This window comes from Nocardiopsis sp. N85 (assembly GCF_028882275.1).
GTDB lineage: Bacteria > Actinomycetota > Actinomycetes > Streptosporangiales > Streptosporangiaceae > Nocardiopsis > Nocardiopsis lambiniae.
In genome coordinates, this window is sequence record NZ_JARBUT010000003.1 from 286,374 (window position 1) to 302,809 (window position 16,436).

The 16,436-nt window shown below is 71.0% G+C and carries 17 protein-coding genes; 6 read left to right on the forward strand and 11 right to left on the reverse strand.

Features of this window, described 5'->3' with window-relative positions; translation table 11 throughout:
* Positions 1–250 precede the first annotated feature (250 nt).
* The 7 genes from PWG71_RS07025 to PWG71_RS07055 form a co-directional block, all read right to left on the reverse strand.
* Positions 251–1,021: a CDP-alcohol phosphatidyltransferase family protein gene (locus PWG71_RS07025; RefSeq protein ID WP_274808715.1), complete on the reverse strand. Its 771-nt coding sequence runs from the start codon at positions 1,019–1,021 to the stop codon at positions 251–253.
* Positions 999–2,048, reverse strand: a complete 1,050-nt coding sequence (locus PWG71_RS07030; RefSeq protein ID WP_274808797.1) for an iron-containing alcohol dehydrogenase family protein — start codon at positions 2,046–2,048, stop codon at positions 999–1,001. Before PWG71_RS07030 ends, PWG71_RS07025 begins: the two co-directional genes overlap by 23 nt.
* A gap of 5 nt (positions 2,049–2,053) precedes the next feature.
* Entirely contained in the window at positions 2,054–2,785 is a 732-nt protein-coding gene (locus PWG71_RS07035; protein ID WP_274808716.1) for a phosphocholine cytidylyltransferase family protein, read from the reverse strand.
* Between the two features lie 31 nt (positions 2,786–2,816).
* Entirely contained in the window at positions 2,817–3,491 is a 675-nt protein-coding gene (locus tag PWG71_RS07040) for a DUF5941 domain-containing protein (RefSeq protein WP_274808717.1), read from the reverse strand.
* Positions 3,492–3,574: 83 nt separating this feature from the next.
* Entirely contained in the window at positions 3,575–4,234 is a 660-nt protein-coding gene (locus PWG71_RS07045) for a hypothetical protein (protein WP_274808718.1), read from the reverse strand.
* A 271-nt stretch (positions 4,235–4,505) separates the two neighbouring features.
* Complete coding sequence (locus tag PWG71_RS07050) at positions 4,506–5,384, reverse strand: ABC transporter ATP-binding protein (RefSeq protein WP_274808719.1); 879 nt, start codon at positions 5,382–5,384, stop codon at positions 4,506–4,508.
* Positions 5,384–6,232, reverse strand: coding sequence for an ABC transporter permease (locus PWG71_RS07055; RefSeq protein ID WP_274808720.1), 849 nt, complete (start codon positions 6,230–6,232; stop codon positions 5,384–5,386). The genes PWG71_RS07050 and PWG71_RS07055 overlap by 1 nt, the downstream gene beginning before the upstream one ends.
* Positions 6,233–6,706: 474 nt before the next feature.
* Between PWG71_RS07055 and PWG71_RS07060 the strand changes: the two genes are divergently transcribed.
* Positions 6,707–7,474, forward strand: a complete 768-nt coding sequence (locus PWG71_RS07060; protein WP_274808721.1) for an IspD/TarI family cytidylyltransferase — start codon at positions 6,707–6,709, stop codon at positions 7,472–7,474.
* Positions 7,471–8,247, forward strand: a complete 777-nt coding sequence (locus PWG71_RS07065; RefSeq protein ID WP_274808722.1) for a glycerophosphodiester phosphodiesterase — start codon at positions 7,471–7,473, stop codon at positions 8,245–8,247. The genes PWG71_RS07060 and PWG71_RS07065 overlap by 4 nt, the downstream gene beginning before the upstream one ends.
* A gap of 6 nt (positions 8,248–8,253) precedes the next feature.
* Here PWG71_RS07065 and PWG71_RS07070 read toward each other — a convergent pair whose 3' ends face one another.
* The 3 genes from PWG71_RS07070 to PWG71_RS07080 all read right to left on the reverse strand — a co-directional run bounded on the left by PWG71_RS07070 (position 8,254) and on the right by PWG71_RS07080 (position 10,622).
* Positions 8,254–9,234 carry a DUF4429 domain-containing protein gene (locus PWG71_RS07070; protein WP_274808723.1) on the reverse strand — a complete coding sequence of 327 codons (981 nt, stop codon included), beginning with the start codon at positions 9,232–9,234 and terminating at the stop codon, positions 8,254–8,256.
* A gap of 37 nt (positions 9,235–9,271) precedes the next feature.
* Complete coding sequence (locus PWG71_RS07075; protein WP_274808724.1) at positions 9,272–10,279, reverse strand: glycosyltransferase family 2 protein; 1,008 nt, start codon at positions 10,277–10,279, stop codon at positions 9,272–9,274.
* A 106-nt stretch (positions 10,280–10,385) separates the two neighbouring features.
* Positions 10,386–10,622, reverse strand: coding sequence for a TM2 domain-containing protein (locus PWG71_RS07080; RefSeq protein WP_274808725.1), 237 nt, complete (start codon positions 10,620–10,622; stop codon positions 10,386–10,388).
* Positions 10,623–10,924: 302 nt separating this feature from the next.
* On the opposite strand from PWG71_RS07080, the gene PWG71_RS07085 reads away from it, so the two are divergent.
* The 4 genes from PWG71_RS07085 to PWG71_RS07100 all read left to right on the forward strand — a co-directional run bounded on the left by PWG71_RS07085 (position 10,925) and on the right by PWG71_RS07100 (position 15,821).
* The gene (locus tag PWG71_RS07085; protein ID WP_274808726.1) at positions 10,925–12,442 is read left to right on the forward strand and encodes an LCP family protein; all 1,518 of its coding nucleotides are present in this window, start codon (positions 10,925–10,927) and stop codon (positions 12,440–12,442) included.
* A 22-nt stretch (positions 12,443–12,464) separates the two neighbouring features.
* Entirely contained in the window at positions 12,465–13,127 is a 663-nt protein-coding gene (locus PWG71_RS07090) for a YIP1 family protein (protein ID WP_274808727.1), read from the forward strand.
* Positions 13,128–13,363: 236 nt separating this feature from the next.
* Positions 13,364–14,695, forward strand: coding sequence for a UDP-glucose dehydrogenase family protein (locus tag PWG71_RS07095; RefSeq protein WP_274808728.1), 1,332 nt, complete (start codon positions 13,364–13,366; stop codon positions 14,693–14,695).
* A gap of 415 nt (positions 14,696–15,110) precedes the next feature.
* A complete protein-coding gene (locus tag PWG71_RS07100; RefSeq protein ID WP_274808729.1) occupies positions 15,111–15,821 on the forward strand; it encodes a TNT domain-containing protein in 711 nt (236 codons plus the stop codon).
* A gap of 109 nt (positions 15,822–15,930) precedes the next feature.
* On the opposite strand, the gene purE is transcribed toward PWG71_RS07100, so the two are convergent.
* Complete coding sequence (purE, locus tag PWG71_RS07105; RefSeq protein WP_274808798.1) at positions 15,931–16,431, reverse strand: 5-(carboxyamino)imidazole ribonucleotide mutase; 501 nt, start codon at positions 16,429–16,431, stop codon at positions 15,931–15,933.
* Positions 16,432–16,436: the final 5 nt, after the last annotated feature.

Genomic DNA, 16,436 nt, shown 5'->3' on the forward strand with positions numbered 1-16,436 from the left:
CCTGGGGACGGCTCCGTTCGGTTCTGGACCCTGGGGAGACCTCCGCCTCGGACTCCTCGGGGTCCGACCGGGGCGGAATCACGGGTGTGGTCATGTTCGGGACCGTATCAGTGGACGACAGGCTTCCTGCAGATTGACGGAGACCGACATTCGCAGAAACAGGCTAACGAAAGGATAAAGGCCAGGTGTACGGGGCCACGGACGGGGTAGTGTCCGCGGCCCCGTATGTGACGGGAACGTCACCGACGCGTTATTCGAGGCGGCGCGAGGCCACCACGCTCACGAAGTGGGCGACGCTCATGAGCGCCGCCACCGCCGCGCAGGCGGCGACGAGGACGCGGGTGGCGGTCAGGTCTCCGAGGACCACGTCCACCACGGCGGCCACCACGATGAGCAGCGAGAGCTCCACGGCCTGGATGAGCCGGTGGACCATGAGGGCGGACGCCAGCCGCCGGGCCAGACTCAGGCCGGACGAACGCGGACGCATCGCCTCGTCGGTGACCTTCTCCGGCAATCCGGCCTTGGCCCGGGCCACCACGACGTTGTCGGTCTCGGCCTTGATGAGCGCGACGCCGATCGCGCCGATCATGCCCAGGATGACCCAGCCGCCCGCCTCCCCATCGCCCTGGGCACGCACGCCCAGACCGATGAGGAGCGCGATCTCGGACACGTAGTGCCCGATCCGGTCCAGGTAGATCCCGGTGACACTGGTGCGTCCGGTGTACCGGGCCACCTCGCCGTCGGAGCAGTCCAACAGCAGGTAGATCTGGATCATCAGGGCGGCGACCAGGGCCGTCCACGGGCCGCCGAAGGCGACGACCACCCCTGCCAGAACGCCGAACGCCATCATCAGGTAGGTGATGGGGTTCGGCGGCACGCCGAGCCGGACGAACACGGTGCTGACGTAGGGCGAGAGGTCCCTCATGTAGAGGCGGCCCGCCCAGTGCTCCTCGTTCGTCCGCTCCTTGATCCCCGCGGGCTGGCCGCCCGCGCGGACCTCAGCGACCGACGGCTTCGACATAGTCGGCGACACTCCGCCCGATCTCGTGCTCTGAGAGGTTGAGGTGCTCCAGGATGGTGAACCGGCCCGGCCGGGTGCCCGGAGCGTGGACCACGGCGCGCGTGAACTCCTCCTCGTCGAGGCCGACGTCGGAGGGGATCACGGGCAGCCCGTGGCGGATCAGGCAGTCGCGGATCTCGCCCAGGCGCGCCTCGGACCAGCCCAGGTGGCGGACCCGCAGGAAGGACGCGTACAGCGCGCCCAGACCGGCGAGTTCGCCGTGGTTCCCGGCAGTCGGGTGGAGCTGGGTGACGGCGTGCAGGATCTCGTGGCAGGCGCCACTGGCCGGCCGGCTCGACCCGGCCACCGACATGGCCATCCCGGACAGGACCAGTCCTTCGGCCAGGACCGTGAGGAAGGCGTCGGAGTCGACCGAGTCGGGCCGGTGCAGGATCGCCTCGGCCGCGACCCGCGCGAAGGTGACGGCCATGCCGTCGACCGGCTCGCCGTTGGTCCGGCCCGACAGCTCCCAGTCCTCGATGGCGGAGATGTTGCTGACCACGTCCCCGATGCCGGAGCGGACCAGACGGGAGGGCGCGGCCCGGACGTAGTCGAGGTCGATGACCACGGCGATGGGCATGGTGACCCCGATCGAGGGCTTGCCGCCCTCGTGCTCCAGGGAGCTGACCGGGGAGGCGACGCCGTCGTGGGCGAGGTTGGTGGCGACCGCCACCATGGGGATGCCCGCCATCGTCGCGGCGAACTTGGTGACGTCGATGGTCTTGCCGCCACCGATGCCGGCCACGGCCTCGTAGGCGCCCGAGCGTAGCTTCTTGCCCAGTTCGGTGGCGGCGTCGACGGTGCCCTCCTCGACCCGGAACACCTCGCAGTGCGGCAGGTCGAGATCGGCGGCGATCTGTTCACCCTGCCCCGGGCCGACGGCGACGGCGATCCGTCCCTCGGTGGCGATGCGCCGGTCGACGAGCACCGATCCGAGCGAGGCGATGGCCCCGCGCCGGACGTCGATGGACAACGGCGAGGGCAGCATTCGGGCTAGTAGCGGCACGCGATCTCCCGAGCCTTGGCGAGGTCGTCGTGGTTGTCGACCTCGACCCACGCGACCTGGCCGATGGGGGCGATGGCGATCTTCTCGCCGCGTCGGACGAGCTCCTGGTAGCCGTCCTCGTAGTAGAGCTGCGGGTCGCGCTCCCAGGTGGCCTGGAGGGCGTCGGCGAGGCGGGCGTCGAGGGAGCCCTCGATGAGGGTGGCGCCGATGTACTCGCCGGCGGCGGTGGCCGGGTCCATGAGCTTGGTGATGGTGGCGAGGTGACCGTCCTCGTCGAGGGTCACCTTCATCTCCTCGTCGGCAAGGCTTTTCACGTTGTCCACCGCGAGGAGGAGTTCCGGTCCCCGAGCGGCGAGTAGCGTTTCCTCGACACTCACCGGGTGCACGGTGTCACCGTTGACGAGGAGGACGCCCTCGGAGAAGAACTCGCGCGCGGTCCACAGGGAGTAGGCGTTGTTCCACTCCTCGGCCTTGTCGTTGTAGCTGAGGGTGATCTTCACACCGTGGCGCTCTTCCAGCGCCTCCTTGCGGGCCTCGACGGCCTCCGCGCGGTAACCGACCACGACGACGACGTCGGTCAGCCCGGCCGCGGCCAGGTTGCCCAGTGAGATGTCCATGATGGTCGTCTCACCGTCGACGGGCACCAGGGCCTTCGGGAGGGTGTCGGTGTAGGGGCGCAGACGTCGACCCGCGCCTGCGGCGAGAACCATTCCGAGCATGCGGGCGTGTTCCTCCTTAGCGGGGAGGCTCTCACGCCTCCCCGTTCGTTCCGGCGACCGATGAAGGGTCGCCTTCCTGGCCGTACCCGGTCCGGGGGTGTCCGGGATCGGCGCCGTCCCGGGGGACGGGGCCCTCCGGACGCACGTCGGTCACCGGTGTCGCACTCCAGGTGCGCACCGCCTCGATCGTGAGCAGTACCGCCAGGTATCCAGCGAGTATGCCGTAGACCGGGGTGAGCACGTGCAGCGCACTCCCCGCCGCGACGACGAGCACGCGCCCGTCCCAACCGAGGGTCGCCGAGCGCACCTTCGCCGATCTCGCCACGCCGACCGGGGGACGGGCGGCGTCATCACGGTGATGCGAGGCGACCGCCACCAAGAGTACGAACACCAGAGGACCGGGTACACCGGAGGCGAGCCCCACGACCGTCAGGTACGCGTACTCCATGACGCGCAGTACGGGTGGCACGAACCGGTCGAACCGTCCGTTGTGGGGGTGGCCCGAGGCCGGTCCGGACAGGAGTAGGGCAGCCACCGGTGCGAACAGGGTAATGCCTGCCGGATGTCCACGATCCGCCGCGAGGAGCGTGAGGACGATCAGGGCCGCCGCCAAAGCCGTCGGAAGCGGCGGGGCGGCTCCGGGGGAGATCCGCCCGAGAAGCCGGCAAATATGACCATCATCACGAAGATATCGCAGGTCGGGCATGACTCCGAGCCGTGCCCGGGGCCTCGGAGCACGCTCGCGGACGGCGTCTTCCCCGGTGGGGTCCGGTGTCTGCGGACGGCTCATCATCGCCTCCCGCGGGCGGAGGAGGGGTCGACGAGGGCCGCGGTGACGGCGACGACGCAGCCGACGATGAGCGTGATGAAGGAGACCCGGGCGTCCCAGAGCGTGGCCGTGACCGCGATCGCCAGGAAACGGACGGGCTGGGGGAAGATCAGGACCCGACGGGCGAGGTCGGCCAGGGGCGCGCTCCGCCGCCCCGGCCCCGGGTGGCGCGGATCATCGGAGGGTTCGGCGTCGCCCGGCGGACACGGGCGCGCCGGGGGCGCGGGCGGGGCCTCGCGCGCCACCAGGAAGCAGTCGCGCAGCGCCAGGGCCACCAGGGCTCCGGCCGCCCACCCCCAGGCGCCGCCGATCCCCGCCAGGACCGCGCCGATCGCCAGCCCCAGGTAGACGACGTACTCGCGCAACTGCGCGAGCATCGCCGCGAGCCACAGGGTGAGGGCGTCGCGCCGACCGACGCGCATGCGTTCGCGGACGGAGTCGCAGAACAGCACGGCCACGAGGAAGGCGGAACCGGCCAGGCCGCCGATGGTGTCGGGTCGGGTGAACCAGATGGCGGCCCCGACCGCGGCCATCACGGCGATCCGGCTCATTCCCGCCCGGGTGACGTGCCTGCGTTCCAGGAGCCGCGCGGTCGACCGCGCCGCCGTGCCGTTGGCCATGGACGTGTCCCTCTCGAATCGCACAGTGAGGGCAACCGTCGCTTACGCTCTGTAGTCATTCAATCACTGACACGCCAATGGTGTCCGTTTGGCCTGGTCGGCGCGGCATACGGGTTTTTCGGCCAGGTCAGATGCCAAAGTGCGCACCGCCGGAATGCTCCGGCGATGCGCACCGTGATCTTCTCGGGCCTCGGCTCCGGCACGCCCTGACCCACCACCCTCGACCGGCGGCCTCCGGAACCCCGGGGCGCCCTCGCGAAAGGGGGACGGGTCAGGCGGCCTGGCCGCCGTCCTTGCCCTCCTCGGCCTTCTTCTCGGCCTCTTCCGCACGCTTCTTCTTGGCCTCGTCGGCCTTCTTGCGCTTGGCGATCTCGGCCTTGGTGTCCTCGTTGTACGCGGCCAGCGCGGCCTCGATATCGGTGTCCACCGCCAGGGAGCCGCCCTTGATGTACAGGCCCCGGTTGCAGAACCGGCGCAGGTCCCCCTCGTTGTGGGAGACCAGGACCATGGTCCGGTGGTTGGCCAGCATCCGCTCGATGGCCTCGTAGCACTTGCGCTTGAAGGCCTTGTCGCCCACCGCGAGCACCTCGTCGACCAGCATGATCGGGTGCTCCAGCTGAGAGATCAGGGCGAAGCCCAGCCGCACCTTCATGCCGCTGGAGTAGTGGCGGACCGGGGTGTCCACGAACTTCGACTTGATCTCGGCGAAGTCGACGATCTCCTCGAAGCGCTCGTCGATCTGCTTCTCGCTCATCCCGTGCAGGGAACCCACCAGGTACACGTTCTCGCGGCCGGTGAGGTTGTCGTTGAAGCCGGCGCGCAGCTCCAGCAGCGGCGCGACCTTGCCCCGGACGTGCACCTCGCCCTCATCGGGGATGAGCACACCGGCGATCATCTTGAGCAGGGTGGACTTACCGGTGCCGTTCTTGCCGACGATGCCCACGCAGTCGCCGCGGGCGACCTCGAAGGACACGTCGCGCAGCGGCCAGAACTCGTCACCCTCGGCGTTGGGGTCGCGTTTGGTGCCGTGGATGAACATCTCACGCAGGCTGCGCTTGCGACGGCGGTTGACGGCGAACTTGACACCGAGCCCCTTGGCCTCGATGACCGGGCCGGTCGCCAGGTCGGCGCCGTAATCGGTCTGCGCCATCACAACTCCTTCAGGACGGACATCTCCAAGCGGCGGAACGTCCAGTATCCGATGATCACCATCAGCAGGGAACCGACCACCGCGGAAGTGATCGCGATCGGCCCCGGGGTCAGTTCCTCGAACCCGGCGAACCACACCGCGCGGTGCATCTCGAAGATACCCAGCAACGGGTTCATCTGGTAGGCGATCATGAGCCACTCGGGCACCTTCGGCGAGTCCAGCACCAGGGAGGCCGGGTACAGGATCGCCGAACCGTAGAACAGGATGCGGGAGGCGATCCGCACGAGCCGCTCGACGTCGCGCACCAGGACGTTGACCGAGGAGAGCAGCAGCGTCAGGCCCAGGCCCATCGTGAACTGGAGCAGGATGGCCAGCGGCAGCCAGACCAGCACGCCCTCCCAGGAGGGGCGGCCGCCCAGGAAGATCACGAAGAGGATGAGCACCGGCCAGGTCAGCAGGTACTCGACGAACTTGGTCCCCACGGTGGCCATGGGGAAGATCTCCCGGGGCACCTTCATGGTGGTGATCAGCTTGGAGTGCGTGATCATCGCCCGGGGCGCCTCATTGAGGATCGCCCCGAAGGTCGTCCACGGCAGGATCCCGGCCACCAGGAAGAGGAGGAAACCTCCGTACGCCGGCGCGTCGGCCGGCATGCCCCGGTCGGCTTGGAGAATGACCCCGAAGACGAAGAAGTAGACCAGGGTCAGAGCCAGCGGCTCCAACATCGTCCACGCGTAACCCAGAATGGACTGCTGGTACTTGACCTTCAGGTCGCGTCGGACCAGGAGGCCGACGACCTTCCGGTGCTCCCAGACGGCCAGCGCCCTTGACGCCACCGCCACCTCCAAGGATCGAAGAATTGTCGCCCGGCACAGGCTCGGGGCCGGACGGTGAGCTCGCGCCTGCGCGCACCGGTCGACACGCGCGGTCCAGGCCCGGATCGATCACGACCGGGATACGGGGGAGCGTGTCCGGGCGACCGGGGGATGTCACGGACCGCGCCCGGCTCTCACGACCGCTTCGGAAGGAGGTCGGACCGGGCACGTTGAACAGGCGTCCATAGGTTACCGCTGCGACGGACGGGGCGCGCCCACCAACCTGCCGCACATCCGTGTCCGGACCGTGACCACGCGTCGTCGAACCCCGTCGGCTAGCCTCGGCTCGAAGCATCCGGAAACACGAAGGAAACACACACGCCCTCGACCACGGGCGTTGTCGCCGGTACCGAGAGCCTTATCGCCGACGGCCCGTCACCTTCTGTTCCGCGCGCTTGCGGTATCGATTTCCCTTCGATTGGGAAACTGACGATGAGGAGGGGACCGATGAGCGAAGTGAGCGGAACCACCCGCCCCCGGGTGTTCGCCGCCGTCCTGGCCGGTGGGGTCGGCGCGCGCATGGGCGCTGCGGCGCCCAAACAGCTCCTGCCCCTGGCCGGACGGACCATCATCGAGCACACGATCTCCGCCTTCGAGGCCTGCCCCGAGGTGGACGAGATCATCGTGCTCATGGTGGCCGAGTACGTCCCCCGGGTGGAGGAGCTCGTCGCCGAGGCCGGATTCGCCAAGGTGAGTCGGGTCCTGCCGGGCGGGGCCACGCGCACCGACACCTCCGTCGCGGCACTGACCGCCCTGGCCGGGGCCGCCGACGACGACATCGTGCTCCTGCACGACGCGGCCCGCCCCCTGGTCTCCCCCGCGACGATCGCCACCTGCGTGGCCGCGTTGGCGCGGGTGGACGCGGTGGGGGTGGCGGTGCCCAGCGCGGACACGGTGGTGCGCGTGGTCGCCGGTCCCGACGGCGAGGCGATCGCCGAGGTCCCCCCACGCGCGGGACTGCGCCGTATGCAGACCCCCCAGGGCTTTCGCATGGGCACTGTGCGCCGCGCCTACGCTCTGGCGACGGCCGATCCGGACCTGGTCGCCACCGACGACTGCGGGGTGGTGCTCCGCTACCTACCCGAGAAGGAGGTTCGGATCGTGCCGGGCGAGGAGACCAACATCAAGGTGACCAATCCGGGGGACGTGGAGGTGGCCGAGACGCTGTTGCGCCGGTCGCGGGGACCCGCCCCCCTGCACGAGGCGGCGCTATGAGCGGGGTCTTCAGCGGGACCGAGATCATCGGGCACCGGGGCGTGGGCCGTGGTGTGGTGGACCAGGCCCGCGAGAACACACCGGCGTCCTTCGCCGCCGCCGTGGCCGCCGGGGCGGACTGGATCGAGATCGACGTGCGCCGCACCGCCGACGACGAACTGGTGCTCTACCACAACGCCGCGTTGGACGACGGGCGGGCCATCGTGGACCTGACGGCGGCCGAGTGCGCCGAGGCCGGGCTGGTGGGCCTGGAGGAGGGGCTGGCCGCCATCCCCGAGCGGGTGGGGCTGGACGTGGACGTGAAGACGGTGATGGAGGACGCGATCGACGTCCCCTCCCGACGGACCACGTCCCTGCTGATGCCCTACCTGCGCCGGGAGGCGGAGCGGCGCCGGGTGTTCGTCTGCTCCTTCGACCCCGGTGTGCTGTTGGCCGTCCACGAGGGCGCCCCGGAGGTTCCCACGGCCTGGATGCCGTTCGTGCGCAACCCGCTGGACCAGGCGGTCGCGGGGGCCGTGGGGCTGGGATGCCCGATCGTGGCCGTGGACGTGCGGTCGTTCGGGTTGACCGACGACGGTCCGCTGCCCGGACGCCGTTCGGTGGAGTACACGGTGGACCTGGCCCACCAGGCGGGCCTGGAGGTGGCCTCCTGGTGTCCCGAACCGGGCGACGCCGCGATGTTCGCGGCCGCCGGCATGGACGCGGTCGTGGTGGACGACGTCCCGGGCGCGGTGGCCGCGCTGCGGGAGGCGGAACTGCACGGCGTCGCCTGAGCCGCGTCAGATCCGGGCGAGGAGCTCGGCCTTCTTCGCGCTGAACTCCTCGTCCGTGAGCAGGCCCTTGGCGTGCAGCTCCCCCAGGCGTTCGATCTGGGCGAAGACCCATTCGAGGTCGGGACCGGCCGCGATGGCCTCGGGCTCCCGGGCCCGCTCCGACTCCGCCTCCTCCGTCGTGTCCCGTCCGGGAGCGAGGGAGTCGGTCAGGGCCCGCACCGTGGTGCGGGCGAGGTTCCGCCACCGACCGGTGGCCTCGTCCTCGGGCGGGGGGCCGCCCCGGGCCCACACGTGCGCGGTGACGGTGGCGGCCATGAGGAAGACCTTGAAGACCTCCCCACCGTCCTCGGCCGAGCGCAGGATGCCGAGGTCCTGCTTGGGCCGGGCGTCACCGCCGCCCCCGCCGACGGTGACCACGCGCAGGAAACCCCAGCCCCAGCCGTCAGGGGCTCCCCAGTCGACGCCGATGATCTCGGACAGGTCGTACTCGCGGCGCCCCGCGCGGCGCTTGGCCGCGCTCGCGTGATCGCCGGACCAGACCAGGCGCAGGGTGGATCCGTCCAGGGTGGCGGTGCCCTCGCGGGTCTTGATGTGCAGGGGTGTCGGGGGGACGAGCCGGGTCACGGTCTCCGGCTCGGGGGCGTCCTCGCGCTGTTCGGCGGCGAACCGGATCTGGTCGGCCAGGTACTCGGCGATCAGTTCGGTCTTGGCCGGACCGGTGAGGCGGAAGGGCTGGACGCGTTCGTCGAGCATGGCGCCGACGGCCGCGTAGGGGTCCATGCGATCGCGCATGACGAGCCGGAGCAGCCATCCCTTCCTGCGACCGCCGCCCGGCGTGAACTCGACGGACGCGATCGCGCCGACCGGCACGCTCAGCCGGCCGAGCTCTTGGAGGAGGGGGCTGTGCGTCCAGCCCTTCTTGTAGACGATCTCGATCGTCTCGCCGTCGAAGTCCCAGGAGGCCTGATCTCCACGCAACCCGTCCATGGGGACATCATGCCGGATTCGCGGAGGGGATGGGGATTCAGGCGGTCTCGGAGCTCTGGGCGGACCGCGCGGTGCGCGAGTCGGCGCCGAGCCCGGGCGGGCTGGTGATGAAGCCGGCGCCCCACGACATGTGCATGGTGACGAGGGCGACGGGGATGAGCGGCAGCGCGGCGGCGGGCAGGCCGCGGCCCAACGGGAGCGACGCGGCCGTCACGAGCGCCAGGTAGGCGGCGGGCACCAGCCACAGCGGCCACCACAGGAACCCGCCGATCAGGCCCAGGACCACGCCCGTCAGGGCGATCGGCGGGGCCAGGTAGCGCAGGTTGATGGTGCCCTTGTGCTGGCGGGCGACCACGTGCCGCCAGCGACCGTAGTGGAAGTACTGCTTGGCGAGCAGCCGCACGTTGCGCCGGGGTCGGTAGGAGACGCGCATGCGCGGCTGGAACCACACGACACCGCCGCTCCGGCGGATGCGGTGGTTCATCTCCCAGTCCTGGGCGCGCAGGAACGCCTCGTCGTAGCCGCCCACCCGTTCCAGTGCCGAACGCCGGAAGACGCCCAGGTAGACGGTGTCGGCGGGGCCGCCCTCGCCGCCGGTGTGGAAGCGGGCGTTGCCCACCCCGATCTTGGAGGTCATGGCGGCGGCGACGGCCCGCTCCCAGGGGGTGGTGCCCTCGGCGGCCATGATGCCGCCCACGTTGTCGGCACCGGTCTCCTGGAGGGTCTCCACGGCCACGCGCAGGTAGTCGGAGGGCATCATCGCGTGTCCGTCGATGCGGGCGACGATGTCGTGTGAGGAGGCGCCGATGGCCGCGTTGAGGCCGGAGGGGGTCTTGCCGGTCGGGTTGTCCACGACCTTCACACGGGGGTCGGCGGCGGCCAGGGCGTCGGCGACCTCGCGGGTGCGGTCCGTGGAGGGACCCACGCCGAGTACGACCTCCAGCTCACCCGGGTACTCCTGGGCGAGGACGTGCTCCACCGCCGCGGCGAGGTGGCGCTCTTCGTTGAGGACGGGCATGACGACGGAGACCGGCGGCCAGGACACGGGCACTTCCCAAGATCAATGAGCTGGATTGCGCTTCACGCGCGTCCACGGTACTGCACGCCGTGAAGTCGCGGTGCCGCCCCGACGGAGCGGCACCGACCGGGCGTCAGGCCTGTCGGCTCACCACGAGGCCGTCGGAGTCCTTGAAGGCGCCGACGAGCACCATGATGAAGTCGATGAGGGCCCACACGCCCACACCGCCGCAGGTGATGAGCATCAGGATGCCCGTGCCGGTCTTGCCCACGTAGAAGCGGTGGACGCCGAAGCCGCCGAGGAAGAAGGACAGCAGAACGGTGGTGAGCCAGTTCTTGGGGGACGGCGCCGAGGCAGGGGGATGCGTCATAGGGGTCTCCAGAGATCATGCGGGCACCGGACATGAAGACGTCCGGGCGCGGGAAGAGATCCGGTGGCGGGGGGGTCCCGACGTCGTGTGTACGGCGCGAGGAACCGGAAAGAGGATGTGAAAGTACCACGTCCAGCGCGTAAGCCCCTGCCGTGACCTCATCGGCTTTTCTCCCCGATCCCTCAGGGGAGGGCCCAAGCCGAGAACAACACGCCGAGGATCGACATCTCACACCGGGCGGGGGATCGGGTGACAACCTTAGAGATAAGGACACCGTTGACCGGGGTGGGACGGGGACGCCGATGAACGACGACAACGGGGGACGGAATCGACCGGACGGTCCGCACGGGGGGTTCCACCGCGAACGCTCCCAGCCGGTCCCGCCCGACGGACGACGTTCTCCGAGGTCGGGACGGATCACCGTGCCCTCGCGCACCGTTCGCCGACGCCGATCCGGTCTGATCCTGATGGCCTGCCTGTCCGTCCTGGTCCTGCTCGCCTCGGGCACCTCGTGGGCGATCACCGGCTGGATGTCGGGCACCCTCAACCGGTTCGACGTGTTCGGCGATCTCGCCGACGGCGACCGCCCCGAGGAGACCGGTGGGCTGACGTTCCTGGTGATCGGCTCCGACAGCCGCGAGAGCATCACGGAGGAGGACCGCACCGCGCTGAGCGTGGGCTCCACCCCCGGACGCCGCTCCGACACGATGATGCTGGTCCGGGTCAACCACGAACGCGACCGGGTCACCGTCGTCGGCCTCCCCCGTGACCTGTGGGTGGAGATCCCCGGCGAAGGCGACGACAAGATCAACGCCGCCTACGCCTACGGCGGCCCGCAGTTGGCCGTACGCACCGTGGAATCGGTCACCGACGTGCGGATCGACCACTACGTGGAGGTCGACTTCTCCGGCTTCGTCGACGTGGTCGACGCCCTGGGCGGCATCGACGTGTGTCTGCCCGAGGCGATCCGGGACCCCAAGGCGAAGCTGGACATGGCGGCCGGCACCCACCGGGTGGACGGCGCCGAGGCCCTGGCCTTCGCGCGCACCCGGGCCACCCCCCGCGGCGACCTGGACCGGATCGACCGTCAGCAGCAGGTGCTGTCGGCGATGCTGGACCAGGCGCTCAGCAGCGAGACCCTGGCCGACCCGGCCAAGCTGACCGCGTTCCTGGAGAGCGCCCTGTCGTCGGTGACCGTCGACGAGGGACTCGACACCGCGACCATCAACCAGCTCGCCTACCAGATGCGCGATGTGGACCTGACCGAGGTGACCTTCACCCAGGTGCCCATCGCCGACATGGACTTCTGGACCCCGCGCGGCGACGTCGCCCTGCTGTGGGACGAACCCGCCGCCCGGGAGCTGTTCGCCGACATCAACGCCGACAGGCCGATCACCGACCCGTCCGACGCGGCCTCCGAGGAGGAGAAGGACGAGGAACCGCGCCCCGAGGACATCCGGGTGCGGGTCTTCAACGGCACCGGCACCCCCGGCCTGGGCGCCACCCTGGACACGGCGCTGACCGGCTCCGGTTTCCAGGTGCCCGACCCGGCGTCCGACTGGAGCAGCCGCGACGTGTCCTCCACCCAGGTGCGGCACGGGGCCGACGACGCCGCGGCCGCCGGGTACCTCGCCGGGCTTATCCCGAACTCCGAGGTCGTGGAGGACACCACCCTGGACGGTGAACTCCAGGTCGTGATCGGATTCGACTACACGACGTTCCAGGCCCCGGAGGTCGAGGCCCCCGAGCCGGAGGAGGCGCCCTCGGCCGGGGACGCCCCGCTGACCACCTCGACCGCCCGGGACAACATCTGCGGGTGACCCCGCGAAGAAAGGTGTTCCCGTGCTCCGCCACCTGCTCGGCCTCCTGGTCGGCATCGTCCTGGTCCCCCCGTTGTGGATCGCCGTGTCCTGGGCCGCCGGCGGGATGCCCGGCCTCCTCGACGGTGAGGTGACGTTCGCGACCGTCGCGGCGGCGGTCCTGCTGATCCTGCTGGGCTTCGTCGGCGCCTACCTGGCGGCGGCCCGGCTCTCCCCGCTCACCGCGGGCGCGGCCGGCCTGCTGCTGGCCGCGCTGGCGCTGTGGCCGGCGGTCCACCCGGCGTCGTTGGGGACCGCCATGTCCTGGCTCAATCCGGAGAGTTTCGTGTACCCGGGCGGGCCCGGTGTCACCGTGGCGCTGCCGGTCGGCGCGCTCCTGCTGTTCTCGGCGGGCATGCCGGGGCGGTGGCGCGAACCGCTCCCGGGCCCCGGGGGCGCCAGGGTGGTCGCCTCGGCGAGCCGTGAGGGGTTCCGAGGCGGGGAGCCCGTGGAGAAGCCGTGGGACGGACGGGTGGGGGACACCGTGCCCGAGGTCCCCGAGGCGCCTCCGTCGATCGCCACCCCCGCCCCGACAGCGGTGTGGGGGGCGGAGGACGACCCGGACAAGACCACCACCCCGTTCCGCAGGGGGGAGACCGGAGCCGTGTGGACCCCTCTGGACGACGAGTCCGCACGCCGGGATTGAGGCGCTCTCAGGGCTTGTGTCCATTACGGCGCGCGCACCGGTAACCTGAGCGCCTGATGTGTTCATGCCCTGTTCGGTCGTGCGCCACGTCTCGGAGCGTAGGGTGATGCTCCGCGTGCGGGACTCCCCCAGCGCCGAACATGTCCGTCTTTCCGCCCTCATCCGGGTGTCCACCGCCGTGAGCGGGAACAACCATGGGATATGGGCGCGGACGAAAGCGAGGAAGGACTCAACCAGTGATCGAAGCGGACCGTATGCGCGTCTCCGTCATCGGTACGGGTTACCTGGGCGCCACCACGGCGGCCTGCCTGGCCGAGATGGGGTTCGAGGTCATCGGCCTCGACGTCGACGAGGCCAAGATCGACATGCTCCGCTCCGGTCGGGTGCCCTTCTTCGAACCCGGCCTCGAAGCGCTGGTCGCCTCCGGTCTGAAGGCCGGCCTGCTGCGTTTCACGACCTCCTTCGCCGAGGTGGCCGAGTTCGCCGACCTGCACCTGATCTGCGTGGGCACACCGCAGAAGGACGAGTCCGGCGCCGCCGACCTGAGCTATGTCAACTCCGCCGTCGACCGGTTGGCCCCGCACCTGAAGCGCCCCGCGGTGGTGGTGGGCCGCTCGACCGTGCCGGTGGGCACGGCCGCGACCCTGGCCGCCCGGCTGGCCGCCCTGGCGCCCGTCGGCGAGGAGGCCGAACTGGGGTGGAGCCCGGAGTTCCTGCGCGAGGGCTTCGGGGTGAAGGACACCCTGCGCCCCGACCGGATCGTCCTGGGCACCGACTCCCCCCGGGTCGAGAAGGCCGTGCGCTCGCTGTGGCAGCGGCAGATCGACGAGGGCGTCCCCTTCCTGCTGACCGACCTCCAGACCGCCGAGTTGGTCAAGGTGGCGGCCAACGCCTTCCTCGCGACCAAGATCTCCTTCATCAACGCCATGGCGGAGGTGTCGGAGGTGGCCGGTGCCGACGTCATCCAGCTGGCGCAGGCGCTGTCCTACGACGACCGCATCGGCGGCAAGTTCCTGGGGCCCGGACTGGGCTTCGGAGGCGGCTGTCTGCCCAAGGACATCCGCGCCTTCATGGCCCGCGCCGACGAACTGGGCGTGGAACCGGCCCTGTCGTTCCTGCGCGAGGTCGACGCCATCAACCAGCGCCGCCGGGCGCGCACCATCGACATCGCCCGCCAGCTCATCGGCGGCGGGTTCGCCGGCAGCCGGGTGGCGGTGCTGGGCGCCGCGTTCAAGCCCAACTCCGATGACATCCGCGACTCGCCCGCGTTGGACGTGGCCGCCACGATCGCCTCGTTGGGCGCCCAGGTGACCGTGTACGACCCGGCCGCGCTGGAGCGGGCCAGGGAGGCGCACCCGGAGCTGAACTACGCCGAGTCCATGCGGGACGCGGTCACCGACGCCGACGTGGTCCTGCTGCTCACCGAGTGGGCGGAGTTCCGCGAGGCCGACCCCGACGAGCTGGGCGAACTGGTGGCGCGCAAACGGATCGTGGACGGGCGCAACGCCCTGGACCCGATCTTCTGGCGGGCCTCGGGCTGGACCTACCGGGCGCTGGGCCGCCAGTAGCCCTCCGCCGCACCGACGGCCGGGACCCCCTCACGGGGTCCCGGCCGTCGGCGTTCCCGGAGATGTGGCGGCGCTCCGAACACGACGTGTCCGGGGCCGGCTTCCGCGGCGGGGGCCGACCGGCGGCCCGGGACCACGTGGCGAGGGGCGGGAGACCGGTGAGCGCGGGGGCGGCGAGCGGGAGGTCCGGCCATCGCGAACGGGGATGACCCCGGGCCGGCCGCTTCGGTGGGGGACACGGGCGCACCGCCCGTGTCACGCGGGGGAAGGGGGTCGGCCCGTGCCCCACCCCTCGGGGTCTCGGATCGAGCGCGTCGCCCACACGGGGGCGCACGGCATGCTTGACTTCACTCCGTAGTCATTCAATCGCGCATGGTCGTTGGATCGTGCGTCGAGAACGAACGGAGTCCGCTCGGTGAAGTCCTCCCTCGTGGTCGGGGTCGCCCTGACCCTGTTGTCGGTGGCCGCCCCCGCCCACGCCGCTCCCCCGCCCGTCCCCTCCGAGGCGCCGGCGGGCTGCCCGGTGCTCACCCCGCCGCCCACCACCGAGGACCTGGAGCGGTACCTGTGCGGCGACCGCCGGTTGGGGCCGGCCGAACTCCCCGACGACGGTCCGGTCGGAGGGCTGCTCGACGGGTACGACCGCCTCGGCGACCTGACCCCTGAGGCGTTCCTGGACCGCTGGTGGGGACCCGACGGCTGGGAGTACCCCGACCACATGGGGTTCGAGGTGGTGGACGGTGAGCCGGTCACCGAGGTCACGACCCTGCCCGAGGGGTGGATGCTGGACCGGTTCGGATCGCCGTGGGGCACCTTCCTGGCACCCGCCGGCGCCCGGTACGCGCAACGGGCGTTGCCGCCGGACTCGTTGAACACCTGGCCGGACGGGCCCGAGCACAACTACTCCTGCTATGAGGTGACGACCGCGTTCGCGGCCCTGACCGGCCCGATCGCCCCGCACTTCGAACAACCGGGAGGAGGCGAGCAGGTGCTGGTCCCGGCCGAGGGTCTGTCCGAACCGGTGGACGGCGAGTACGCGCGGGTCAACGAGCTGCTGGAACTGGGCCACCTGGAGGCGCGCCCGACGGAGGAGTGCGTCGCCTTCCCGGGTTACGCGCTCTCCTGAGTCCGGTCCGCCCCCGGCGGCCCCGGGGGCGGACGAGGCGCCCTCACCCCGAACCCCGAACACGCCGGTGCCCCCGACGCCTCGACGTCGGGGGCACCGGGACACGGTCCTACAGGCCGAACCCGGTGGGGCGGGAGCCCTCGGCGACCTCACGGCGCAGCCGCTCGCCCTTGGCGTGCGCCTGTTCGCGCAGCTCCACCTGGAACTCCGCCATCTTCGCGGCCAGGCCGGCGTCGTGCGCCGCCAGCATCCGCACCGCCAGCAGGCCCGCGTTGCGGGCCGCGCCCACGGCCACGGTGGCCACCGGCACCCCGGCGGGCATCTGCACGATGGACAGCAGCGAGTCCATCCCGTCCAGGTACTTGAGCGGCACCGGGACCCCGATGACCGGCAGCGTCGTCACCGAGGCCAGCATGCCCGGCAGGTGGGCGGCGCCGCCCGCGCCGGCGATGATCGCCTTCAGCCCTCGGCCGGCGGCCTCGGCGCCGTAGGAGATCATCTCGTGCGGCATGCGGTGCGCCGACACCACATCCGCCTCGAACGGAACGTCGAACTCGCGCAGGGCCTCGGCCGCCTCTCGCATCACCGGCCAATCGGAGTCCGAGCCCATCACGA